The 22,802-nt window shown below is 43.0% G+C and carries 20 protein-coding genes; 14 read left to right on the top strand and 6 right to left on the bottom strand.

Features of this window, described 5'->3' with window-relative positions:
• Positions 1-164: 164 nt before the first annotated feature.
• From V7K62_RS19035 to V7K62_RS19045, 3 genes are all read left to right on the top strand, one after another.
• Positions 165-773 carry a hypothetical protein gene (locus V7K62_RS19035; protein WP_334866688.1) on the top strand — a complete coding sequence of 203 codons (609 nt, stop codon included), beginning with the start codon at positions 165-167 and terminating at the stop codon, positions 771-773.
• A gap of 125 nt (positions 774-898) precedes the next feature.
• Positions 899-1,021 carry a type II toxin-antitoxin system HicA family toxin gene (locus tag V7K62_RS19040; RefSeq protein WP_334866689.1) on the top strand — a complete coding sequence of 41 codons (123 nt, stop codon included), beginning with the start codon at positions 899-901 and terminating at the stop codon, positions 1,019-1,021.
• 68 nt (positions 1,022-1,089) lie between these two features.
• Positions 1,090-1,314 carry a type II toxin-antitoxin system HicB family antitoxin gene (locus tag V7K62_RS19045; RefSeq protein ID WP_334866691.1) on the top strand — a complete coding sequence of 75 codons (225 nt, stop codon included), beginning with the start codon at positions 1,090-1,092 and terminating at the stop codon, positions 1,312-1,314.
• Positions 1,315-1,596: 282 nt separating this feature from the next.
• Here V7K62_RS19045 and murD read toward each other — a convergent pair whose 3' ends face one another.
• Together murD and glyS are read right to left on the bottom strand one after the other, a co-directional pair.
• Positions 1,597-3,105 (bottom strand): UDP-N-acetylmuramoyl-L-alanine--D-glutamate ligase, encoded by a 1,509-nt coding sequence (gene murD, locus V7K62_RS19050; protein ID WP_334866693.1) that lies wholly within the window; start codon positions 3,103-3,105, stop codon positions 1,597-1,599.
• 84 nt (positions 3,106-3,189) lie between these two features.
• A complete protein-coding gene (glyS, locus tag V7K62_RS19055) occupies positions 3,190-5,343 on the bottom strand; it encodes a glycine--tRNA ligase subunit beta (RefSeq protein ID WP_334866695.1) in 2,154 nt (717 codons plus the stop codon).
• 504 nt (positions 5,344-5,847) lie between these two features.
• Here glyS and V7K62_RS19060 point away from each other — a divergent pair.
• The 5 genes from V7K62_RS19060 (at position 5,848) to V7K62_RS19080 (ending at position 12,700) form a co-directional block, all read left to right on the top strand.
• Positions 5,848-6,438 carry a PEP-CTERM sorting domain-containing protein gene (locus V7K62_RS19060; RefSeq protein ID WP_334866697.1) on the top strand — a complete coding sequence of 197 codons (591 nt, stop codon included), beginning with the start codon at positions 5,848-5,850 and terminating at the stop codon, positions 6,436-6,438.
• Positions 6,439-7,091: 653 nt separating this feature from the next.
• Positions 7,092-8,381: a glycosyltransferase family 4 protein gene (locus V7K62_RS19065; protein ID WP_334866699.1), complete on the top strand. Its 1,290-nt coding sequence runs from the start codon at positions 7,092-7,094 to the stop codon at positions 8,379-8,381.
• A 776-nt stretch (positions 8,382-9,157) separates the two neighbouring features.
• Positions 9,158-10,738 carry an efflux RND transporter periplasmic adaptor subunit gene (locus V7K62_RS19070; protein ID WP_334866701.1) on the top strand — a complete coding sequence of 527 codons (1,581 nt, stop codon included), beginning with the start codon at positions 9,158-9,160 and terminating at the stop codon, positions 10,736-10,738.
• A 294-nt stretch (positions 10,739-11,032) separates the two neighbouring features.
• Entirely contained in the window at positions 11,033-11,227 is a 195-nt protein-coding gene (locus V7K62_RS19075; protein WP_442937309.1) for an RpiB/LacA/LacB family sugar-phosphate isomerase, read from the top strand.
• 90 nt (positions 11,228-11,317) lie between these two features.
• Positions 11,318-12,700, top strand: a complete 1,383-nt coding sequence (locus tag V7K62_RS19080) for a carotenoid oxygenase family protein (RefSeq protein ID WP_334866704.1) — start codon at positions 11,318-11,320, stop codon at positions 12,698-12,700.
• Positions 12,701-12,846: 146 nt separating this feature from the next.
• Here V7K62_RS19080 and V7K62_RS19085 read toward each other — a convergent pair whose 3' ends face one another.
• Both V7K62_RS19085 and V7K62_RS19090 read right to left on the bottom strand, forming a co-directional pair.
• Positions 12,847-13,551 (bottom strand): CAP domain-containing protein, encoded by a 705-nt coding sequence (locus tag V7K62_RS19085; protein WP_334866706.1) that lies wholly within the window; start codon positions 13,549-13,551, stop codon positions 12,847-12,849.
• Between the two features lie 414 nt (positions 13,552-13,965).
• Positions 13,966-15,093 (bottom strand): acyltransferase family protein, encoded by a 1,128-nt coding sequence (locus tag V7K62_RS19090; protein ID WP_334866708.1) that lies wholly within the window; start codon positions 15,091-15,093, stop codon positions 13,966-13,968.
• 118 nt (positions 15,094-15,211) lie between these two features.
• On the opposite strand from V7K62_RS19090, the gene V7K62_RS19095 reads away from it, so the two are divergent.
• Positions 15,212-15,670 carry a peroxiredoxin gene (locus V7K62_RS19095; protein ID WP_292726686.1) on the top strand — a complete coding sequence of 153 codons (459 nt, stop codon included), beginning with the start codon at positions 15,212-15,214 and terminating at the stop codon, positions 15,668-15,670.
• A gap of 61 nt (positions 15,671-15,731) precedes the next feature.
• Here V7K62_RS19095 and hpf read toward each other — a convergent pair whose 3' ends face one another.
• Positions 15,732-16,379 (bottom strand): ribosome hibernation-promoting factor, HPF/YfiA family, encoded by a 648-nt coding sequence (hpf, locus tag V7K62_RS19100; RefSeq protein WP_334866710.1) that lies wholly within the window; start codon positions 16,377-16,379, stop codon positions 15,732-15,734.
• Between the two features lie 627 nt (positions 16,380-17,006).
• Between hpf and lipB the strand changes: the two genes are divergently transcribed.
• Positions 17,007-17,687, top strand: coding sequence for a lipoyl(octanoyl) transferase LipB (lipB, locus tag V7K62_RS19105; RefSeq protein WP_334866712.1), 681 nt, complete (start codon positions 17,007-17,009; stop codon positions 17,685-17,687).
• Positions 17,688-17,870: 183 nt separating this feature from the next.
• Entirely contained in the window at positions 17,871-18,071 is a 201-nt protein-coding gene (locus V7K62_RS19110) for a hypothetical protein (RefSeq protein WP_334866714.1), read from the top strand.
• A gap of 43 nt (positions 18,072-18,114) precedes the next feature.
• Here the strand turns inward: V7K62_RS19110 and V7K62_RS19115 are convergent, their stop codons facing one another.
• Positions 18,115-18,870 (bottom strand): amino acid ABC transporter ATP-binding protein, encoded by a 756-nt coding sequence (locus tag V7K62_RS19115; protein WP_334866716.1) that lies wholly within the window; start codon positions 18,868-18,870, stop codon positions 18,115-18,117.
• Positions 18,871-18,958: 88 nt separating this feature from the next.
• Here V7K62_RS19115 and V7K62_RS19120 point away from each other — a divergent pair, with 88 nt between their 5' ends.
• The 3 genes from V7K62_RS19120 to V7K62_RS19130 form a co-directional block, all read left to right on the top strand.
• The gene (locus V7K62_RS19120; protein ID WP_334866718.1) at positions 18,959-20,476 is read left to right on the top strand and encodes an ABC transporter permease subunit; all 1,518 of its coding nucleotides are present in this window, start codon (positions 18,959-18,961) and stop codon (positions 20,474-20,476) included.
• A gap of 566 nt (positions 20,477-21,042) precedes the next feature.
• Positions 21,043-21,327 carry a hypothetical protein gene (locus V7K62_RS19125; protein WP_334866720.1) on the top strand — a complete coding sequence of 95 codons (285 nt, stop codon included), beginning with the start codon at positions 21,043-21,045 and terminating at the stop codon, positions 21,325-21,327.
• A gap of 391 nt (positions 21,328-21,718) precedes the next feature.
• The coding region (locus tag V7K62_RS19130) for a tetratricopeptide repeat protein (protein ID WP_334866722.1) at positions 21,719-22,802 on the top strand (1,084 nt) is incomplete at its 3' end.

A 22,802-nucleotide genomic window follows, 5' to 3' on the forward strand; every position in this document is an offset into this window, starting at 1 on the left:
CCTAATTTTTAGTGATATCTGTTACTACATTGCCGCCAATGTCAAAGCATAATATTGAAATATCTGTGTTAACAGATTACTAAGTTAATCTCTAGTCTATAAGTCCGTAACAACTGACTAATGACCAATGACCAATGACCAATGACTAAATAGAGTGTATTCTAATGTCAAAGGTTTACACCACCCAAGAGCTAATTCAAATTTTGGCAGCCGAACGCCAAGCTTGCCTCAAAGGAAAACGCCTAAAATTAGAAATAACAGCCTCTGGCAATCCTGTAATTGACCAGTTTATCAGCAGTGATGGTCTGCAACAGTTCACTGCCTATCAAGATTTCAAAACTGCAATTCACGACTATCAGAGAGAAAATCGAGTTTCCGGTATTATCTGGCGGGAAGTGACAGTTAAAGGGAAAAACTTGCACTATCCCGAAATAGATACTGAGTTAATTGCCCTCAATGGTGACTTAGAGATATTAAAAGCTGCTAAAAATTCCATCGTAGAATTTTGGCATGAAGTCACGATGGGGATGGACTTATACTTGAGTTTTAATAATAGTAAACAACACCAACAAATTATCACATTTGATGTAGAAAGAATTGTTCAAAGAACAGAGTGGGCAAGTTTGTGCAAGTGGGAAAATTCTAGCTTTTTGGAAATGATTTTGCAGCTAGGATGGGGTAAACCAGAGGAAGCTTATTATAAACGAGGAAGGCCGCGATCGGGTAGTGAATATATTCATGCAGTCAATCCCGGAAATCGCCCCATTGGTTGATTGATATGTTGGATAGTAATGCTGAAAAGCACGACAAAATGACGGATAGAATTACGTTTACTTTGCTTTTTTAATAAGGCCCTCTATCTGTAACAGAAATTTTAACTGTGCAGATAAGTAGTAGCATGAAAGTACGCGAAGTTATCAAACGACTAGAAGCTGATGGTTGGTATCTTGCTAGAACTAAAGGTAGTCATCGACAGTTCAAACATCCTGATAAACCTGGTACTGTAACAGTGGCTGGTTAGCCAAATGTGGATGTGCCAATTGGTACTCTGAAAAATATCTGGAGACAAGTTCAATTGGAGGAAGACTGATGCGTTATACAGTTGTGATTGAAAAGGGAGCAACTAGCTACGGCGCTTATGTGCCTCATTTACCAGGTTGTGTAGCTGTGGGTGAAACAATAGATGAAGTCAAGCAGATGATTGCAGAAGCTATTGAATTTCATCTAGAAGGAATGCTAGAAGATGGTTTACCTATTCCTAAACCTACAAGCATCGCTCATGAGGTTGAAGTTGCAAACTACAGCAAAATATAATAATTTAAAACTACTAAATTAGTACTAAACCTCATCTATGTTGAAACTTAGAGTTTTTTAAAAGATATATTTATGTAGGTTGGGTGGAGTGAAACGCAACCCAACATTACCAGCTTATTTATGTTGGGTTACGCTATCGCTGCACCCAACCTACAAAACTACGGTTCTCAAGGTAGACGAGGTTTAAATAATCCTTTTAGTGTTTTGTCAAGTTAATTTTGAGAGTTTGTAGTAAGGAGTTTAGTACTTAGAAAACAAGGACTAAAGTCCTTACTACGAACTTTATCGACTTTGAACTATGGATTCTTGACTAGAGTTTTCAAGTTCTGGAAGCTCTACTCTGGCGGGTTTCCAACCTCCCGCCCAAGCAAGGCACAGATGACGGAAACGATCGCCCCGCACCTCAAAATTCGGGTACTGGTCGAAACTCGCACAAGCCGGGGATAGCAACACCACAGGCGCTTGATACTGCTTGGCTAATTCTGCCGACTTGGGAACTGCCCTTTCCATAGTTTCCACAATATGGTAGTTATGATACCCCACCTCTTGCAGACGTTTGGCAAATGCAGGTGCAGCAGAACCAATCAATAACACAGCAGCAGTTTTGGTTTGAATTTGTGCTAGCCAGCCAGTATCATCACCTGCTTTGACTTCTCCACCAGCAATTAAAATGGCTGGACTGTTAACGGATGCTAAACCAACTTCAGCAGCATCATAGTTAGTAGCTTTGCTGTCGTTAATGAAATCAATCCCTTCCCATGTGCAGATATGTTCCAAACGATGGGCAACACCAGGAAATTCCCGAATTGCACGCGCGATCGCATCACGATTAATTCCCGCTAATCTTGCTGTTGCTACTGCCATCAAAAGATTTTGCTGGTTATGTTCTCCCACCATTCGCAAACTAGATACTTTCACAATCGGTTCTGGTGCCGAGGTTGCAGTCAATTTTTCCACAACCCAGCCGTCTTCGATATAAAAGCCTTTTTCGCTAATCAGAAAATCTTTTCCTCTCACACTTGTCCAATAGGCATCAGGCCAAGCACTTAAACCTAACTGGCTCAAGTAGGCATCATCGCCATTGAACACTTGCAACTCGGACTGACTTAATAACTTGGCTTTAATGTTGTAATAGTTCTCTAAAGTCTGATGGCGACTAAGATGATCCGGCGTGAAAGTCGTCCAAACACCAATCCGGGGAGCAAGAGAGACAGAGGATTCTATTTGATAGCTGCTAAGTTCGGCAATCACCCAATCGAGTGAAGAGGATGAGGAAGTAAAATTTTCTCCCTTGTCTCCCTTGTCTCCCTTGTCTCCCCCTACTCGTCTCCCCCTCCAAGATAAGGCAACTTCACAAGCTGCGTAGCCAATATTACCGCAGGCGGGTGCATTTAATTCTGCTGCTTGGAAAATGGCAGCAATTAAAGCTGTGGTGGTAGTTTTGCCATTAGTGCCGGTAATTCCTACCCAAGGTAACGATTGTAAATTTCGCCAAGCAAGTTCCATTTCGCCAATGGTTTCAATACCTAGTTGGCGTGCCTCAACTAATACGGGCATATCCCAAGGCACGCCAGGACTAACGACTATTAATTGCGGTAGATTAGCACCATTCAATTCTAGGGATTGGCCGAGTTTAACGGTTATTTGCTCGGCAGCGAGTTCTTGTTGTTGTTCTAGGAGGGTTTCGGAGGTATTGCGATCGCTCAGCTCTACCTCCCAACCTTCCCGTTTCAACAATCTCGCCGCAGCAATACCGGACTTTCCCAATCCAATTACAGTAGCTTTGGACATAGATTGCAGCAGAGTGTCCCTGGTTAAGCACTCCCTATAGTAGCGTTTCTTGGCAAAAATTACACCAGTTTTTGTTAACCTACGCTACAGATTTTTGACGATCGCACCGAAGTCAGCTAAAACACGGGCATGATTGCGAACTAATCCCAGCAGATGTAATCGATTACGCTTAACTTCTGGATCGGAGTCCATAACTAAAACGCTATCCGGGCCATCAAAGAAGTTACTAACTGCCGGAGCAATTTTTGTGAGTGCTGCTACTAACAGTTGATAATTTCGTGTCTGCTGTGCTGCTTGAGTTTGCGGTACTGATTCTATTAGCGCATTATACAGAGCTATCTCAGAGGGCTTTTGGAATAATTCTTGACGAACTACGGTTGTTGGTAAAAGATGTTTTGTATCTAAATCACCTTGGGCGGCTAATCGTGTGGAACGGTTAACGGTTTCGTAGATGTTATCTAAAATACCGTCGTTGCGGATTTGTTGTAAGTATACGGCGCGATCGCGTACATCCAATAAATCTTTTAACGTCCGTTCTGTGTATTCTGGATCATTTTCTCCCAAAACTGCATTTACCAAGTCGTAATCAATCTGTTTTTCTTCTTGCAATAAAGTGCGGATGCGTTGCAAGAAAAACTCTTGTAATGCTGTGGTTAACGATACCTGTTCTTTGTGATATTTTGCTGCGAAGTCTGTCGCTATCTGCTTCAATAAATCATCTAAATTTATCGGCAAATTATCAAACCAAGTAATTTTAACTACAGCATTGGCAGCACGGCGCAAGGCAAAGGGATCAGAGGAACCGGAGGGAATTAAACCTAAACCAAAGATACTCACTAAAGTATCTAATCTATCTGCCAAACCGACAATTTTACCCGTGAGTGTTCCAGGTAAGACATCACCGGCTCCCGTTGGCAAATAATGTTGATAAATTGCCTTTGCTACTTCGGCATCTTCACCACTGGCTAAGGCATATTTTTCTCCCATAATGCCTTGTAATTCGGGGAATTCATACACCATTTGTGTCACCAAATCTGCTTTACATAATAAAGCAGCACGTTGGATTCTTTGGCTTTGATTTTCGTCTAATTCTAATTGGCTGCTAATTCGCTCGGCAATTTTAACTATTCTATCTACCTTGGCACGCACCGAACCCAATTCTTCTTGGAAAGTGACTTTTTCTAACTGGGGTAAAAAGCTTTCTATTGGCTTAGTTAAATCAGCTTCGTAGAAAAATCTGCCATCAGCTAATCTGGCACGAATTACCCTTTCATTCCCGACAGCAACAATATCTGATTTTTGGGGATCGCCGTTAGAAATGGTGATGAAATTAGGCAATAATTCTTGCTCAAAACTCCCTGGTTTGAATACAGGAAAATAACGTTGATGAGTAACCATAACTTCAGTAATTACCTCAGTTGGTAATTCCAAAAATTCTGGTTCAAATTTCCCGACAACTGCGGAAGGATATTCTACAAGGTTGGTTACTTCCGCTAACAAATCGGGATAAATTACTGTATACCCGCCTAAATTCTCTGCTACTGCATTTATTTGCTCTTTGATCAGATTTGCCCGTTCTTCTGGGTCAACGGTGACAGATGCAGACTTGAGGGCGGTAACATAATCACTAGCTTGGGCAATTGTCACAGGTTCAGGATGCAAGACACGATGACCTTGGGAAATGCGATCGCTCTGAATCGTTTTAGAACCATTTACTAATTCTAGAGGCAGCACCGTCTGATCTAACAAAGCTACCAGCCAGCGAATAGGTCGGGAAAACCTGGCATCCCCATTCCCCCAACGCATCAACCGCTTACCTTCTAACCCCCAAATCCACTGGGGAACAAGTTCTGTCAAAATTTCCGCCACAGGACGACCGGGAATTCTTTTTTGCACAAATACAAATTCCCCTTTGTCAGTGGGGCGAACAAACAGCGCATCCAGTTCCACACCTTGCTTTTTGGCAAAGCCGACAGCAGCAGCAGTCGGCTGACCATCTTTAAAGGCGGCTTGGGCGGGAGGCCCTTTAATTTCTTCTTCTCGATCTGGTTGCTGCGATGGTAGACCTTTAATCACTACCGCCAGCCGCCGGGGAGTACCGTACACCTGGACACTTTCGCCCTTGAGACTGTTTGCTTCTAGGCTTTGGGGAATGCGTTCCTGCCATTGCACTAAAGCATCACTGAGAAAACTTGCAGGTAGTTCTTCTGTACCAACTTCTAATAGAAACCCAGGCATATAACACTGTTTTCAACTTTGCGTAGCTCAACTTTATCAGTTATTATCTAGCGATCGCTCGTAATTTTTAGCTGAATCGTTCATCGAAGAGGATAAGGGGAAACCCCATAGTTAACAATTCCAAATTCAACATTAAAGACATTTTGCCTGCGGCACGCTACGCAAACAGACGGGAATTTAAACCCCTACTTTTGCAAGATCCCCTAGAGTAACTGGGCTACGTGTAAATGCAGGGATCTTAAACCCTTTAATTTACGATAAATGAGGAATGTAAGTTAAGCCAGAGTGAAAGAAGCGTAGACGCGGAGGGGTTTGTCGTCAGACATCACTATAGACTTGACATTTTATGCAAAACTTTATAAAAAAAGTGCTTCTCTTCATAAATTCATTACATTACATACCGTATTTTATGCGGTATTTACGGATATATCTTTCTATCGTAAGCTTAGTGTTGTTTGATGCATTGATATTTGCATCATTTCAATCAATTTTAGAGTTATAACCATGAAAAATATTTTCGCCAAAATCACCGCGATCGCAGCAACCAGTACTGCTCTTAGTGTAGCGATCGCTGCTAGTAGTAACAACCCGGCTCAAGCTGTTGATTTCAACTTTAACTGGCTAGGTAATGCTGGTTATTCAGCAACAGGTTCATTCAGCTACGACGAAACTACAGCACCAACAATCATTTCAGAAGCTGGTAGTGGAGCCACCAACTTTTTACAATCCTTGAATGTCTCCTTCTTAGACGCATCTAAAAATCTTCTGGGAACCTATAACACCGTTAGTGGTGGAGTGTCACAATCTAGCTTCTTCGCTTTCAATTTTGATACTTCCACTCAGACATTATTTGGCCCCTTTGATGTCGCCGGAGGAACGGGTGTAATTGGAGAATATTTCTTTCAGGGAACGGTTGGCGACTCTTTGGCATTACGTCAGGATGTCGATCAACAAGGAACGTCAACAACACTAGATCAAAATTCTGGCTCTATTCAAGTATCCAAAGTGCCTGAGCCTGCTTCTCTCTTGGGTTTGCTAGCATTTGCTGGTTTGGGTGTAGGTTCAACTTTTAAGAAAAAGCAAGCCTCTTTCTAGAAATTAGGGCTTTCTAGTCAGAGCTCGCCAAATTTACTGAATCTCTATTCTAACCCTACTAGTTCACTGAACTGGTGGGGTTATAGCAATTATCGTTTACATGGTCTATTAATTCGTCATCAACACTTTTATAAAGCTCAGTGATGAGTGCAATTAATTTTACTTTTATCTCAGCATTCATTACTCAGCACTGTTTTGGTCAGCGCCTTTTAACTACTCAAAAAATTGGCATTCTCCCCAAAGAATACAATACTGTTGACTTGCTTAAAAATACTTCATGTGCCAGTTTAAAAGGCGGAATGAGGGTTCTATGCACAACCGTGAATATAATGCTACAATCCCCCAAGTATAAATTTAGGCATTAGTTCAGAAACAATCAGACCAACTATTGCCATAATCACCAGAAAATAAAGCCGATGTCTATAATAATCTAACCTATTTATACAAGGTAGCATTTTGATTTCTAACTGTTTTACGCAGTACAAAGATTCTCTTTTAAAAATCACTAAGAAAATTCATAAACAATGTTTCACGCAACTTTAATCAAACAATCTTACAAGTTCAAACATGTAATAAAAGTAGCAGCCCCTACTGGCTATTAAGGAATAAATTCGCTCATCTCAGACTGTCTTCACAAAATTTACAAATAGCTCATGCACATTCTGATTTATTCCTACAACTATCATCCAGAACCGATTGGAATTGCTCCCTTAATGACTGAATTGGCAGAAGGACTAGTAAAGCGAGGTCATCAAGTGCGGGTGATTACCGGAATGCCCAACTATCCTCAGCGTCAGATTTACGATGGATATCGGGGTAAATGGTACGTTACTGAACAAAAAAATGGCGTCACCATTCAACGAAGTTACCTCCGAATTAAGTCTAAACCCAACCTCGTGGATCGGCTTTTATTGGAGTTGAGTTTTGTTTTTACGAGCTTACCCCAAGCTTTTAAAGGTGGACGCCCCGATGTGATTATCTTAACAGTTCCGCCGCTACTAGGTACTTTACCAGCAACAATATTTGGTTGGTTATACAATTGCCCAGTAATTCTGAATGTGCAAGATATTCTACCAGAAGCTGCTGTGCGTATCGGGCTATTAAAAAACAAGTGGATGATCCGAACTCTTGCAGCCCTAGAGAAATTTGCATATCGGACTGCACACACTATTAGTGTCATCGCTGATGGGTTTCGTGAGAATTTAGTAAATAAGGGAGTACCTGTAAATAAAATCGTTTGTATTCCCAATTGGGTGAATGTAAATTTCATCCGCCCCTTAGCGAAAGAGAACAACTCCTGGATATCTAGCCATCAACTTAATGGAAAATTTGTAGTACTTTATTCAGGCAACATTGCTTTAACCCAAGGTTTAGAGACAGTAATAGAAGCAGCTGTTTGCTTACGTCATATTAAGGATATTGTCTTTGTGATTGTTGGCGAATCAAGAGCATTGCAAAGGTTGCAAGAATATTGTCTATTAAATGGAGCAGATAATGTTTTGCTGCTACCGTTACAGCCGCGAGAAAAACTACCCGAAATGCTAGCAGCAGCTGATATAGGGCTAATTGTCCAAAAGCACAATGTGATTTCGTTCAATATGCCTTCAAAAATACCACTGCTGTTGGCGAGTGGTCGCCCAATAGTGGGTTCAGTTCCCGCCACTGGTACTGCTGCTAGAGCGATTGAACTCAGTGGTGGTGGGATAGTTGTTGAGCCAGAATCGCCCCATGCAATGGCCGCTGCGGTGCATGATTTATATGCTAATCCTGCTCTAGCCACGAAGCTAGGTAACACAGGAAGACAGTTTGCCGAAGAAAACTATTCCTTAGAGCAAGCGCTTGATCGGTATGAGTGGCTATTTTCTCATATTGTTGCTAACCGAAAATCAACTGTGGGTATTTTACCGAAATTGAATTCTCAAAAATCAGTTGTGGATGGTTGAAGGGCATTGGAGCATAAAACAAAACCCTAATTAGGATAAATTAAATCACCCATTTGGGTGAGTTAAAAATCAACCGATTGGGTGAACTAACTGTAGGAAGTTGAGACTGCTCAAAAATACGACTCTAGAGAATACTGATTGATGATTGCACGTCGTTTTTGGTGAGGATAAGTAGATGAAACCCGCAACCTTGATTAATAGCGCTGAATTAATCAGCGTCGGCGTAGCCCGTCGTTCGCGTAGCCTGTCGCAGACAAGCGTCTCGTTCGCCCTGGTCTCCCCTTGGGACAAGAGAAGGCATCGCTCCAGATACTTTTCTTCCTTAAGATCAGTATTCACTACTACTCAAGAGCGATAAACTCATCTATAGCTGATACCAATATGGTCTGCTATGTGGTTATAATGCAAGCAAGCGCTTGCAAACACTCATAGAAAACTTAGCATCAAGGACGGCACAAACTCGTCCACTCTTGCCTGCAACAAGATGAACCGTGCTTTCTCTGTGAGCTAAGGCACTGGGTTTATACTAACTAAAAAAGTTTTATAAATTACACTTGAATAAGAAAATAATCGGAGTTAAGGGGTGTACAAATTAACCATAATGTGATAAACGATATTGCTTTGTTTTAGGTGCTAGACATCGTGAGCGATCGCCCAAATACCCAAACATTTTGTCACCAACATAGAGAAAAAAGGGCTAAAAAACTATTCAAATAATGCTTTTTTAGCGAAGAGTAGATTGCCCAAGTCTAAATCCACAAGACGAGAAAACGAAGATGTCCCATTCTGAGTTCCCTGACTCTCCCCTTCCCATTGAAATAGAACAGCCTGCTGTCACTGATTCTAGTCAAGAGTCGCAACCATTGCCACAGCGATCGCCTCAGCCACCTCAAAAACGGCGTTGGCCCCTAATCTTGGGAATTATCCTGTTAGTTGCAGGTGTTGGTTTTGGTTGGCGCTGGTGGCAAACTAGTAATGCTAGCAATGCACCCGCAGCAGGAGCAGCACCCGCTCAACCGCCAACTCCCGTCAAGCTAGCAACTGTGGAAACTGAAACTGTGCAGGAAAGTTCGGAGTTTATTGGCTCCTTAGAGGCTCCACGTTCGGTAATTATCAAGCCACAAGTTGAAGGGCGAGTTACCGATATTTTCATCAAAGAGGGCAACCGTGTTCGACAAGGGCAAGTCATTATTAGCTTGCAAAGTGAGAATGTCCAAGCTCAATTATCACAAGCTAAAGGCGCACTACAACAAGCCCTAGCACGTCTTGCTGAACTCAAAGCGGGTACGCGACAAGAAGAAGTTGCCCAAGCTAGAGCGCAGTTAACCCAAGCCCAAGCTCGCTTTAGAGATGCCCAATCGGGATCGCAACCAGAAGAAATTGCTCAAGCTGAAGCTCAAATTCAGTCAGCTAAATCTGATGTGGAACTAGCACAATCACGAGCCAAGCGATACGCACAATTGAGAAAAGAGGGTGCAGTTTCCCAAGATGTCCTAGAAGGATATGTCAAAGAACAGCAAAGTGCTGAAGCCGCCCTAGTCGTAGCCCAGAAACGCCTAGACCAAGTTCGCAAAAGCAGAAATTCTAGTATCAATGAGCTAGCTGGTGCCTTGGAACAACAGAAACAAAACTTAAGGCAACAAGAAAATGGTTCCCGCCCAGAAGAAATTGCCCAAGCGCAATCGCAAGTAACTCAAGCAGCTGCCCAAGTCCAAGCTGCTCAAGTCCAAGTGCAATACACAAAAGTCCTTGCACCTTTCACTGGTATTGTTGGTGATATTCCCACAAAAGTGGGAGATTATGTAGAAAAAGCAGATCAGCTGACTACACTGACTAGAAATGACTCTTTAGAACTGAATATTTCCGTTCCGCTAGCCGATGCCAAAAAGTTGCGCTTGGGATTACCAATACAAATGCTGGACGCCCAAGATAAAGCCATAGCAACGGGTAAGATCACTTTTATCTCCCCAAATGCCACTTTAGATTCGCAGACAGTTTTGGTGAAAGCCAACTTTGGCAATTCGAGAAATCGATTGCTCAATCTTCAGTCAGTGCAAACCAAAGTAATCTGGAACGAACATCCGGGAATCTTAATTCCAGTTACATCAATATCTCGCTTGGGTGGGGAGACTTTTGTATTTGTGGCTCAAGAACCGCAAGAAAAGTCTAAACCTGGAGCGCCTAACCTAGTAGCTCAACAAAAGCCCGTGAAATTGGGAGTGATTGAGGGGAATAATTATCAAGTTATCCAAGGGCTAAAAGCTGGGGAAAAAATTGTTGTTTCCGGCATTCTCGGCCTCACTAATGGCGCTCACATCACACCTGCACCGGCAGAAGCGGCTAGTCAGAAGCCTTAGCTGAAGACGGGAGATGAGGGAGTAGAAGGGGAGGGGAGCAGGGGGGAAATAACCAATAGACTTCTTGCATAAATCAAAAAAAGAACCCCACCCCGCCTTTGACTTACGTCAAAGTCTCCCCTCCCGAAGAGCGGGGAGGGGCTGGGGGTGGGGTGTTAGGGGACTTTTGCAAGAGGTCTAATGCCCTTGGTAAACTGTACGTTCGTTCCCAAAAGAATCAAATGATTCCTTTGAGTAATTTAGTCAAAGTTACATCGACCGTGGGAAAAGAAAGTTTCAGGGATACGTGCAGCATTGTGCCATGATGCCGAGACAGCACGCGGGCCCCGCATCTGGAATCATGCAAATGTCCTTGCATTAAGTTTACGTGCAACTACAGAAGCGATCGCTAAAGAAATATTAGATACCTGGTTTAGCACACCCTATTCTGAAGATGAGTGGAACCTCCTACAAATAAAACGAATTAAACAGCTAGAGAAAAAAGTTTAATTTGTAGACCGATTACAAAAATTCCACAAGGCCTTCAAAAATTCTACGTGGGCATGATGGCAAACCCGAATTTATAGTCAAATCAAGACAATGGTAACAATAGCAGTCAATCCGTATCTCGATGGCAATTTTGCTCCAGTACATGAAGAAATCACCACCGACAAATTGTCAGTCATCGGTGAATTACCCCTTGACCTATCAGGGATGTTTGTGCGGAATGGCCCTAACCCTCAATGGACACCTATCGGTCAATATCACTGGTTTGATGGGGATGGGATGTTGCATGGTGTGCAAATTAGCAACGGCATAGCCACTTATCGTAACCGCTACGTCCAGACAGGCGGATGGAAAAAAGAACGAGAAGCAGGTAAAGCTATCTGGACTGGGTTGATGGAACCACGGCAGATGGACAACCCCCACGGTGGCTACAAAAATACTGCCAATACTGCCTTAGTGTGGCACGCTGGTCAGATGTTGGCGCTGAACGAGGGGGGTAAACCTCACGCCATCAAGCTGCCGGAATTAGAAACCATTGGGGAGTATAGCTACAATGGCAAGCTGGTTTCTGCCTTCACAGCCCATCCCAAGGTAGACCCCGTTACAGAGGAAATGATCTTCTTTGGCTATTCTCTGTTTGCGCCACCCTACCTGCAATATAGTGTAGTTTCAGCACAAGGCAAACTGTTGCAGACAGTGCCAATTGACCTGCCGATAGGAGTGATGATGCACGATTTCGCCATCACTGAAAACTACACGATTTTCATGGATTTGCCGCTGACTTTTAACCTAGAAAGAGCGCAACGGGGAGAACCTGTAATGATGTTTGAGCGCGATCGCTCTAGTCGCTTTGGTATTTTACCACGTCACGGTGACAACAGTAATATCCGCTGGTTTGAAAGTCCTGCTTGCTACGTCTTCCATACCCTCAACGCTTACGAAGAGGGAGACGAAGTAGTGCTTATCGCCTGTCGCATGAGTTCTACTAGTGTTTTGAGTTCTGATGATTCGCAACCCGACCCAGACGGAAATATCCCCCGTTTGCATCGCTGGCGGTTTCACCTCAGCACGGGGACAGTGCGTGAAGAGATGTTGGATGATATAGCTTCCGAATTTCCCCGCGTCAATGAAAACCGATTGGGACGACAAAACCGATATGGCTACACTAACAAAGTGGCAAACAGTCCCCTGCCTTTATTTGAAGGTATCATCAAATACGACTTCAACAGTGAAAAATCCCAAACACATGAATTTGGACAGGGGCGCTATGGTGGTGAAGCTGTGTTTGCGCCGCGTCCTGGTGCAACGGCTGAGGATGATGGTTGGCTGATGACTTTCGTCCACGATGAGGGTTCAGATATTTCAGAGTTAGTAGTGGTGAATGCCCAAGATATAACGGCTGAACCTGTGGCGCGGGTGATAATTCCCCAACGGGTGCCTTATGGGTTTCATGGTGCTTGGTTTGCGGAGGAATAGCTAAATGGGCAGTTAAAAACCGCATCTACACAAACAAAACCCCCCTAAGCGGGTTTCAAATTCTTTGAGTCAGCGCCGGGGGACTTGATTTGTGTAACCGCGATTTCTAATCGCCAGGTATATTACTGCCTATTCCCGATCGCAAATTATCTTTCCCTATACCCTCCAGCATAGTCAATCACGCAGATTGTTCTATATGATTTGTGAGTTCCATAAGCAACACCAGAGACTTTAAAAGCGCCGTTAAAAATGTTTTTTCGATGACCGCGATCGCTCACACCATCATCAATAATTAATTGCATAACGATATCTTGAGCGGTGTTTGGGCCATAACTGATATTTTCGCCTGCGGTTGTTTGCCATTTACCATAGCGGTTGATGCGTGTAAATGGGTTGCTACCATCGCTACCATCATGACCTGTAACACCTTTTGGCCCTTGGTCTTTTACGTGGTCTTTTGCTCCTAAAGACATACCCTTAGATGCACTCAAGGCTCCTATCGGACGTGCTGATTTGAGAAATGCGATCGCTTCATTAACTGCTTTGACTCCTTCTTGAGTTCGCAAATAGGTATTATTAGAAATTTTGACTCGGTTCCCCTGAAAGCGCTTTCTATAGTTTTCCAGAATTGGCAGGTATGCTTTAGGATTTGTTCTTACCTTATTTGTTTCAACAATTACCTGTTGTTCCAATGGTGAAAGGTAACTCGCCTTTGCTAATAAAGTTGGACTAGTTTGTTCAACTACTGCGGGGTTAGAGTTGGCTACAGAGGGGTTAGATTGAAGCAGTTGATTTGAGCAGCCGAATATCAAGGCAATTGGCAAAAATACCCAAAATTTCAGGCGACGCATCCATTACCTCACAATTTTTATATGGATTAATTTAGTGAATTAGAAGAAATAAGAATTTTAAACGCACAGATCAGTCTGTATACGCTTCTGCCGTTAGAAACGATATCAGAACTTAAGTGATATCATGTCCGCTTAATAACTTACGATAGTCGTTGCGAGTGGAACGAAGTGGAACGAAGCAATCACAAGGGTTCGGAGATTGCTTCACTTCGTTCGCAATGACAACTAATCAGCCGGACATGATATGAGTTCGCCAAATAAAACGCAGATTAACGCGCCAATAATATAGATAAAGCTGCGTAGGCGTAGTCCGTCGTAGACATCGCCTTTGTTCCTAAAGTGTTACAAATCTATCACTTAACACCTGTTGTAACATTGAAAACACTAAAACGTAAATAACAACAAAAATCTTTTTTATACTTTCAGAAACCAGCGTTGCCGATACATCAGAACACCAACAGCCCACCACAACAACACGGTGACTAGGGCAAATAACAGGGAACCATTCAGCGCCCCCGCCCAAGATAGGAAAAAATTCTGGTAAATCCAATTGTAGGTAGTGGGAGCGTCTTTGCTAGTGCCAATAGTGGTTTTGACTAAAATTTTAATCAATAAAACCGATGCAACGAAAAGAGCGATCGCATTTAAGCCGATAATTTCAAAAGGTTTACTCCAGCGACGCATCAGCCGGACTTCGATGAGTTCATAACAAGCTGCTAGCAATAATAATGCCCAACCGGTTGTAAATACTACATAAGAACTTGTCCACAGCTTTTTGTTAATGGGGAATGTCCACCCCCACGCCCAACCAATAATTAAGCAACCAACTCCAAATAATGCTAAACCGATACTTGTGCGTGACTGTACTGGTTGACTGCGTATCCATTCACCAGTGAAATAGCCAGCGAGGACGCTTACTATCGCGGGAATAGTACTGAAAAGTCCTTCTGGGTCTCCCATAAAGTTGAAACCATCACCTTTATATAAATGTGCTTTCGGAATAATCAGGCGGTCAACATAAGCACCGAAATTACCTTCTCGTGTCAAAACTCCCGCACCATATTCTGGTACTGCGACATACGTCATCGTTAGCCAGTAGCCGATGAGTAACACTGCTGCTAGTATCCATTGAGCTTTACGGGGAAGGTTGAGAACAGCTAGGGAAGCCAGCAGATAAGTAAGACTGATGCGCTGCAACACTCCCATAATGCGGATACTATTCAAATCAAAAGTCCAAATACCCTGATTCCAAAAGCCATTTAGTAGCAATCCCAAGGCAAAGAGAATCGCGGCGCGGCGCAATATCCGCGAGTAAACGGCTGAGGTTGGTTTATTTTCTTCGGTGTACTTTGACAGCGAGAAAGTCATCGCCACACCGACAATGAAGAGAAAGAAGGGAAATACCAAGTCAGTTGGTGTGCAGCCGTGCCAATCAGCGTGGGCTAAGGGAGGATATACATTATCTGCGACACCCGCCATATTGACGAGAATCATGGCAGCGATGGTAATGCCGCGAAAAACATCCAATGAAGTCAGGCGCATAAGCGGAATTTTGTGTTAGATGAGTATCTAAGCTACCCCGCTTGATGCAGGTAATCAAGCAAAATTTATAAACTTGGATACAAGGTAAAATTTTGTTAAGTCATTACCACTACTCGCTATGGCAATTAAAGTCGGAGATACTGCTCCTAATTTCACTCTACCTGCTCAAAACGGCTCAACAGTTAGCCTCCAAGATTTTCGTGACAAAAAAGCTGTTGTCCTATATTTTTATCCCAAAGACGACACACCCGGATGTACGGCTGAATCTTGCGCCTTTCGCGATCAGTATGAAGTGTTTAAAACCGCTGGCGCTGAAGTTGTCGGCGTGAGTGCTGACTCCAGCGAATCTCACCAGCGATTTGCTGCGAAATACAATCTACCTTTTACTCTGTTAACCGACAAAGGCGACCAAGTGCGGAAGCTATATGGCGCAACAGCAGCCTTTGGCTTATTCCCTGGTCGCGTTACTTACGTTATTAACCAACAGGGAGTTGTGCAATACGTGTTTGATTCAATGTTTAACTTTAAAGGTCACGTTGAGGAAGCGCTGAAAACTTTGCAACAGATTGCGAAATGAGGAATTAGGGACTGGGGATTGAGAAACTCTTTCCTAGTCCCCAGTCCCTAATCCCCAGTCTCTATTTACTCAAATGCGACTTTTCCGGCATGCCAATATTAGCGTGGCTTGCCTTGCCATTCTTGCCGTTAGTATGGCCGTTATTATTGCGGGGATGAATCACACCATAACCGCCGTGGTTACGTTCGTAAATTACATTAATCTCTCCAGTTTCAGAATTGTGGAACATATAAAAGTCGTGTCCCACGAGTTGCAGTTGTTCCAGGGCTTCTGCAAGGGTCATCGGCGGCATGGAAAAATATTTAGTGCGGACAACTTCGTTGGGCAATTCAGGGGTGCGATCGCCAATTAAATCTGTTACTATCGATTCTGCAACAACTACTTCTGTTGGTAGGGCATGAGTTTTCTGATCTTGACGACGTTCTTTATATTTCCGCAGTTGACGGGCAATTTTATCTGCAACTAAGTCAATGCTGGCATATAGACTTTCGCTGCTTTCCTCAGCACGAATAACACTACCATTAGCATAAATAGTTACTTCAGCCGCTTGTCTGGGATTAATTCGGGGATTCCGGGCGACGCTAAGATGCACATCCACTTCATTTGTAATGCTCTGAAAGTGACTAACTGCTTTTTCAATTTTTTGATGTACATACTCACGAATCGCATCGGTGATTTCAATATTTTTGCCGTGGATGACAAGCTTCATGTAATACTCTCCCGCTGAATATTTGGATGTGTGAATTTGCTTTGTATGAAAAGAAGTTGCGGTAAGGTCTATTACTCCCGCCAAAACAAATTGTGAACTATATTGTATGTACTGCTAGTAAGCTATCTCTAAGCTTGCTGCATCTGAGTTTGTCTCAAGTATAACCTTGATTTACCTCCTCATCTCTGCGCTGGTATCCAATTGGATATCCACTTACAACTCTTGAGTGAGGCAATCTGAATGGTAGCTGCCGTGACTACTTTCTTATTTAAAGCAAGGTTTACAGAACTGTTGATAGTTGCTCCTTCTGTGTTCGGTTGAAGTTTGCTTGCTAGTTTTAATACAAGTCTTTGTGGAAGTTTTATTCTGTTTGAAATGCAAGCAATGTTATAAGAGTCATCAGCCAATGCATTCGTCCTTATCGTCTTGGCATGATGCTTATTGCAGAGAATTCCTCCTAAAACCTATTGAGGTTAATATTCAAGCTAGCACTTTGTATTTTCTAATGCAGGTTCCCTTGACTTTCCTTAAAAATCCTTTGCAAAACTTAACATTTGTTGACTGCAATCCTCTAAATTGAAATATATTTCGTCCTCAATACAGTTGATTTTTGGCATTATCTATAGTATGAAATCACGCGTAAACCGTTGTTTGTTGTATAACCAAGGATTGATGCCTTACTTAGAGGCTCATAGATGGCAGCGATCGCTCCTCACTGAGCGCATCCATGACCCCAGTCTAGATGACGTGTTAATTTTGCTAGAACATCCTCCTGTCTACACTCTGGGGCAAGGATCGAACTCAGATTTTATCAAATTTGAGATTGACAAAAGTCAGTATGATGTGCATCGAGTGGAACGAGGCGGCGAGGTTACTTACCATTGTCCCGGTCAACTGGTGGGATATCCAATTTTAAATCTGCAACGTTATCGTAAAGACCTCCATTGGTACTTACGGCAACTTGAGGAAGTAATAATTCGCGTATTGGCAGTTTATGGGTTGCAGGGAGAAAGAATTCCGGCTTTTACTGGCGTTTGGTTACAAGGGCGAAAAGTTGCGGCTATTGGGATTAAAGTCAGCCGTTGGATAACTATGCACGGCTTTGCGTTAAATGTTTGTCCAGACATGACAGGATTTGAGCGCATTGTACCCTGCGGTATTTCTGATAAACCTGTAGGCAGTTTAGCCGAATGGATTCCAGGTATCACCTGCCAAGAAGTGCGTTTTTACATAGCACAATCCTTTGCGGAAGTCTTTGGCGTGGAATTAGTCGAATCTCAGCCTCAAGGATTTTTCCAGTCTGAGTAAATTCAGCTTGTAATTATGTAATAAATACTATAGCAGTCCTATTTAAATTGTGAGACACTCATAAGAGTAGTCGATATTTAATAGTATCAAAATAACTATTTAACTGCGGTTTTTAAAGCAAAAATCTGATTATTTACAAATTTCTATACTAACTTTTTACGGCTGTAAAGCACAACTTTGCGCGTGAATTACTCAAATAATCTCCAGGTATATGCCTCATCGTTAACGTTTCTGAGAGAACGTGATTGGACAGCTTTGATAGAACTATTTGATAGAGAAGACGGTGATGAAATTGAAGCCGACATCCACAGGAGTTTGTTTTGGCTGATACCTGAACCTTGTTGGGAAGATGATCCCTTTGATTTCTTGCGTGAGTACCTTTGAAGAGTGCTGAGTTTAAAAGAAGTCTTTAATTTATAACTCCTAACTATCTAACGTTCAGGCGACTGAGGAAAATACGTAGGCGATCGCTTTGGGGATTAGTCAATACTTCATAGGCTGGGCCTTGTTCTGTGACAATACCTTTGTCTAAAAATATCACCTGATGGGCTACTTCTTTTGCAAATTGCATTTCATGGGTGACAACCACCATTGTCATCCCTTCTGCGGCTAATTGCTGCATCACTTGCAGAACTTCGCCGACGAGTTCAGGATCTAGGGCGCTGGTGGGTTCGTCAAATAGCATGATTTGGGGATTCATACATAAGCTACGGGCGATCGCTACTCGTTGCTTTTGTCCGCCAGAAAGTTGTTCGGGATAAGCAGATGCTTTATCAGATAAGCCAACTTTTTCTAAATATAATCTCGCTAGTTGGGCGCTTTCTCTCGGTGTTTTACCCAATACTTTCTGAGGGGCGAGTGTCATATTTTTCAGGACGCTGAGATGGGGAAACAGGTTGAACTGTTGGAAAACCATGCCTACTTGTGTTCGTAGTTGCCGCAGTTGGCTATAGTTGACAGTGGGTCGGGATAAGTTAATACCGTTGATTATTAAACGCCCGTTGTCAATGGTTTCTAAGCGGTTGAAGCAGCGTAGTAGGGTACTTTTACCACAACCGGAGGAACCGATAACTGCAATGACTTCTCCTCGGTTGATTTCGCCGGTGATTCCTTTGAGGACTTTCAGGGAACCAAAGTTTTTTTCGATATTGTCAAAAATAATCGCGGGGATGGTATTGTTCATTACTTATGTCAAGCTGCTCTACAGTTGATTGTAAGGTTTTTAACGAACCGCAGAGGCGCAGAGAACGCAGAGGGAGAGAGAAAATAATATGGCTAAATTTAGTTTTATCCGTTGGCTGCGCTTATCTTTAGTTATAAGTTTTAGCTGTTTGTTACTGGTTAGCTGTGCTGTGAACTCTAGCGCGGGGAAAACTCTGCGGGTTGCTACGGAACCTGCGTTTCCACCTTTTGAGTTTAAAGGACAAGGTGGTGAGTTGCAGGGTTTTTCTATTGATTTGATGAATGCGATTGCACTTGCTGCTAAGTTTAAAGTTGATTTTCAAAGTCTGCCTTTTGATGGCATTATCCCAGCTTTAGGAGCCAAAACGGTAGATGCGGCCATTAGTTCGATCACGATTACAGAGGAGAGGGCGAAGACTGTTTCTTTTTCCCGTCCCTATTTTAAGGCTGGGTTAGCGATCGCAATTCGCGCAGACAATCCAAATATTACTGGCTTTGACAGTCTCACAAATAAAAAAATTGCGGTACAAATTGGTACAACTGGGGCTGCAAAGGCTAAGAGTATTCCTGGGGTACAAATTCGGAGTTTTGATTCAGCACCTCTAGCCCTGCAAGAATTGCTCAATGGTAATGTGGATGCGGTAATTAATGATGCACCTGTTACTTTATATGCTATTAATACAGGTAATCTTCAGGGAATTAAAATAGTACAGCAATTGCTGACAGAGGAGTTTTACGGCATTGCTACAGCTAAAAATTCGCCCAATTTGGCATTAATCAATGATGGTTTAGATCGGGTGCTAAAAAATGGCACTTATGCCCAAATTTACCGAAAATGGTTTAAAGCCCAACCGCCATCACTACCAGCTAAATCACCATTTGAGGATCACACTAACACTAACGCACCTAAAATATTTACTTCAATTAGCGTGATTTCACAGGCTTTTCCAAGTTTATTGCAGGGTGCATTGGTAACATTGCAATTGACGATGCTTTCTGTGGTGTTTGGTTTAATTGGAGGTTCGCTGATTGGTATTGTCCGCCTTTCTCATATTGCACCTGTGCGTTGGTTGGCGAGGGCGTATGTAGATTTTTTTCGGGGAACGCCTTTGCTGGTGCAAATTTATATGATTTACTTTGGATTACCAGCAATTTCGCAAGAACTTGGTTTTACATTTACTTTTGATCGCTTGGTAGCTGGGGTAATTGCCTTAAGTTTAAATAGCGCTGCATACATTGCCGAAGTTGTGCGTGCGGGGATTCAATCAATTGAACCAGGACAAGCAGAAGCAGCAAAATCATTAGGTTTGAGTTCTATACAAACCATGAGTTATGTAATTTTTCCCCAAGCTTTCCGGCGGATGATTCCACCTTTAGGTAATGAGTTTATCAGTTTATTGAAAGATACTAGTTTAGTTTCTGTGATTGGGTTTGAAGAATTACTACGTAAAGGACAGTTAATTGTTGCTGACAATTATCGCGCCTTTGAGATTTACGCAGGTGTAGCGGTGGTTTATTTATGTTTGACGTTACTTTCTTCACAGGCGTTTAGTCGCTTAGAAGTGTGGATGAATCCGGTTAAAGGACAGAATAAATACGATACTTAATAATTTTTAGTAGGGTGTGTTATGCCCTAGGCTAACGCACCTTAACAGACGAGATGAAGCTGGTGCGTTACTTGGTTAACTAATTTAGCATATCAAAAGGAAATCCCCCGATTTATTATCTGTTGCCAGAATTAAATTTAATGGAAAGAGAGCGTTCAAGTCAGTTGCTACAAGTTTTAAAAGCAATTTGTCAGCTTGAAGAAAAAATATATCGGATGGTAAGAATTATTTAAGCGATCGCTTTTGTATGTAATAAACTTTGACCTCTCTCCTTTTAGGCTACGGTGTACACACATCTCTACACACTATGTAAAACATCGTAAGATCCCCCTAAATCCCCCTTAAAAAGGGGGACTTTGAGAATTTTTTGCCCCCCTTTTTAAGGGGGGTTGGGGGGATCAAAAGGCTGTGGGGCAACCTGACAAGACTTGTGTACCGTAGCCTTTTAGGAGAGAGGCTTTGAATCTTACTCCCCAACGCTAGTAGAGAAGGGGCTGGGGGTTAGGTCTGTATTAAACTCAGCTACAAACTACATCCACGAGTATCAAAGACTCATTCACGAAGCTTTGAGGTTCATCGACGAAGCTTTGAGGTTCATCGACGAAGCTCTGAGGTTCATCGACGAAGCTCTGAGGTTCATCGACGAAGCTTTGAGGTTCATTCACGAAGCTCTGAGGTTCATCAACGAAGCTCTAAGGTTCATCGACGAAGCTTTGAGGTTCATCGACGAAGCTCTGAGGTTCATTCACGAAGCTTTGAGGTTCATTCACGAAGCTCTGAGGTTCATTCACGAAGCTCTGAGGTTCATTCACGAAGCTCTGAGAGGATGTTTGAAAAGTGGTTGGCTGTGATTTTAGGCAGTTCTAGATCCCCCCTAACCCCCCTTAAAAAAGGGGGGAACCGGAGTCAAAGTCCTCCTTGTTTAAGGGGAGCCACTGCGCCCTTGCGGTTTCCCGACTTGTACCCCTCCGGGGAAGCAAGCTACGCGCAGCGTCTCCCCTTCTCCCAAAGGGAGAGGCTAGCGTTAAGGGAGAAGCAGGTGGCGTGGATTTAGGGGGATATCAAAGTATTTGCTACCAAGAAGAGGACTTGTTCATTCATCCTCTGAGGTTCATTCACGAGTATGTATTAAAAATTCATCCGGTTTTTGGCGATTTTTCCGTCGCCCCTGATACAATCTGAAAACGTATTAGCATGATTATGCACAACCGTATATTTACTAATTTATTTTTAATTCTATCTTTGACTACGACACCCCAGCTTGTAGTTGCTCAAAACAATATAGAACAGCTATTTCAACAAGGCAACGCTGCCGAAACAGTGGGTAACAACTCCCAAGCGGAGACAATTTGGCGTCAAGTTTTGCAGCTTGAACCCAATAATGGCAAAGCTTATAACAATTTGGGGAATGCTTTGCGGCGACAGGGGAAATTAGATGCAGCATTAGGAGCGCACCAGAAAGCGTTACAACTAAACCCTAATGATGCTGAAGCTTACGTGGGTATTGGGAATGTGCTAAATGCTCAAGGGAAACAAGGGGAGGCGATCGCATCTCACAAGAAAGCCTTGCAAATCAACCCTAACTTGGCTACTGCTTACAACGGTCTCGGCAATGCCCTGAGTGACCAGAAGAAATTAGATGCAGCAGTTGCCGCCTACCAAAAAGCAATTCAACTCAACCCCAACTATGCTTTTGCTTACTACAATCTCGGCATTGCCCTGAGTGAGCAGAAGAAATTAGATGCAGCAGTTGCCGCCTACCAAAAAGCAATTCAACTCAACCCCAACTTAGCTGATGCTTACATTAATCTCGGCATTGCCCTGAAAGAGCAGAAGAAATTAGATGCAGCAGTTGCCGCCTACCAAAAAGCAATTCAACTCAACCCCAACTTAGCTGATGCTTACTACAATCTCGGCTATGCCCTATATGAGCAGAAGAAATTAGATGCAGCAGTTGCCGCCTACCAAAAAGCCATTCAACTCAACCCCAACGATGCTGATACTTACTACAATCTCGGCATTGCCCTGAAAGAGCAGAAGAAATTAGATGCCGCAGTTGCCGCCTACCAAAAAGCAATTCAACTCAACCCCAACTATGCTTTTGCTTACATCAATCTCGGCAATGCCCTGAGAGAGAAGAAGAAATTAGATGCAGCAGTTGCCGCCTACCAAAAAGCAATTCAACTCAACCCCAACGATGCTGATGCTTACAATGGTCTCGGCATTGCCCTGAGAGAGCAGAAGAAATTAGATGCAGCAGTAGCCGCCTACCAAAAAGCAATTCAACTCAACCCCAACTTAGCTACTGCTTACTACAATCTCGGCA

This window comes from Nostoc sp. (genome assembly GCF_036917935.1).
Taxonomy (GTDB): Bacteria; Cyanobacteriota; Cyanobacteriia; order Cyanobacteriales; family Nostocaceae; genus Nostoc.

Excerpts from the sequence above, each read along its gene's own strand:
- V7K62_RS19120 (WP_334866718.1), top strand. The coding sequence starts at position 18,959 with ATGGCTAAATTTAGTTTTATCCGTTGGCTGCGCTTATCTTTAGTTATA.
- V7K62_RS19065 (WP_334866699.1), top strand. The coding sequence starts at position 7,092 with ATGCACATTCTGATTTATTCCTACAACTATCATCCAGAACCGATTGGA.
- V7K62_RS19095 (WP_292726686.1), top strand. The coding sequence starts at position 15,212 with ATGGCAATTAAAGTCGGAGATACTGCTCCTAATTTCACTCTACCTGCT.
- V7K62_RS19085 (WP_334866706.1), bottom strand. The coding sequence starts at position 13,551 with ATGCGTCGCCTGAAATTTTGGGTATTTTTGCCAATTGCCTTGATATTC.
- V7K62_RS19070 (WP_334866701.1), top strand. The coding sequence starts at position 9,158 with ATGTCCCATTCTGAGTTCCCTGACTCTCCCCTTCCCATTGAAATAGAA.
- V7K62_RS19115 (WP_334866716.1), bottom strand. The coding sequence starts at position 18,870 with ATGAACAATACCATCCCCGCGATTATTTTTGACAATATCGAAAAAAAC.
- murD (WP_334866693.1), bottom strand. The coding sequence starts at position 3,105 with ATGTCCAAAGCTACTGTAATTGGATTGGGAAAGTCCGGTATTGCTGCG.
- V7K62_RS19045 (WP_334866691.1), top strand. The coding sequence starts at position 1,090 with ATGCGTTATACAGTTGTGATTGAAAAGGGAGCAACTAGCTACGGCGCT.
- V7K62_RS19040 (WP_334866689.1), top strand. The coding sequence starts at position 899 with ATGAAAGTACGCGAAGTTATCAAACGACTAGAAGCTGATGGTTGGTAT.
- V7K62_RS19090 (WP_334866708.1), bottom strand. The coding sequence starts at position 15,093 with ATGCGCCTGACTTCATTGGATGTTTTTCGCGGCATTACCATCGCTGCC.
- lipB (WP_334866712.1), top strand. The coding sequence starts at position 17,007 with ATGAAATCACGCGTAAACCGTTGTTTGTTGTATAACCAAGGATTGATG.
- V7K62_RS19035 (WP_334866688.1), top strand. The coding sequence starts at position 165 with ATGTCAAAGGTTTACACCACCCAAGAGCTAATTCAAATTTTGGCAGCC.
- glyS (WP_334866695.1), bottom strand. The coding sequence starts at position 5,343 with ATGCCTGGGTTTCTATTAGAAGTTGGTACAGAAGAACTACCTGCAAGT.
- hpf (WP_334866710.1), bottom strand. The coding sequence starts at position 16,379 with ATGAAGCTTGTCATCCACGGCAAAAATATTGAAATCACCGATGCGATT.
- V7K62_RS19060 (WP_334866697.1), top strand. The coding sequence starts at position 5,848 with ATGAAAAATATTTTCGCCAAAATCACCGCGATCGCAGCAACCAGTACT.
- V7K62_RS19080 (WP_334866704.1), top strand. The coding sequence starts at position 11,318 with ATGGTAACAATAGCAGTCAATCCGTATCTCGATGGCAATTTTGCTCCA.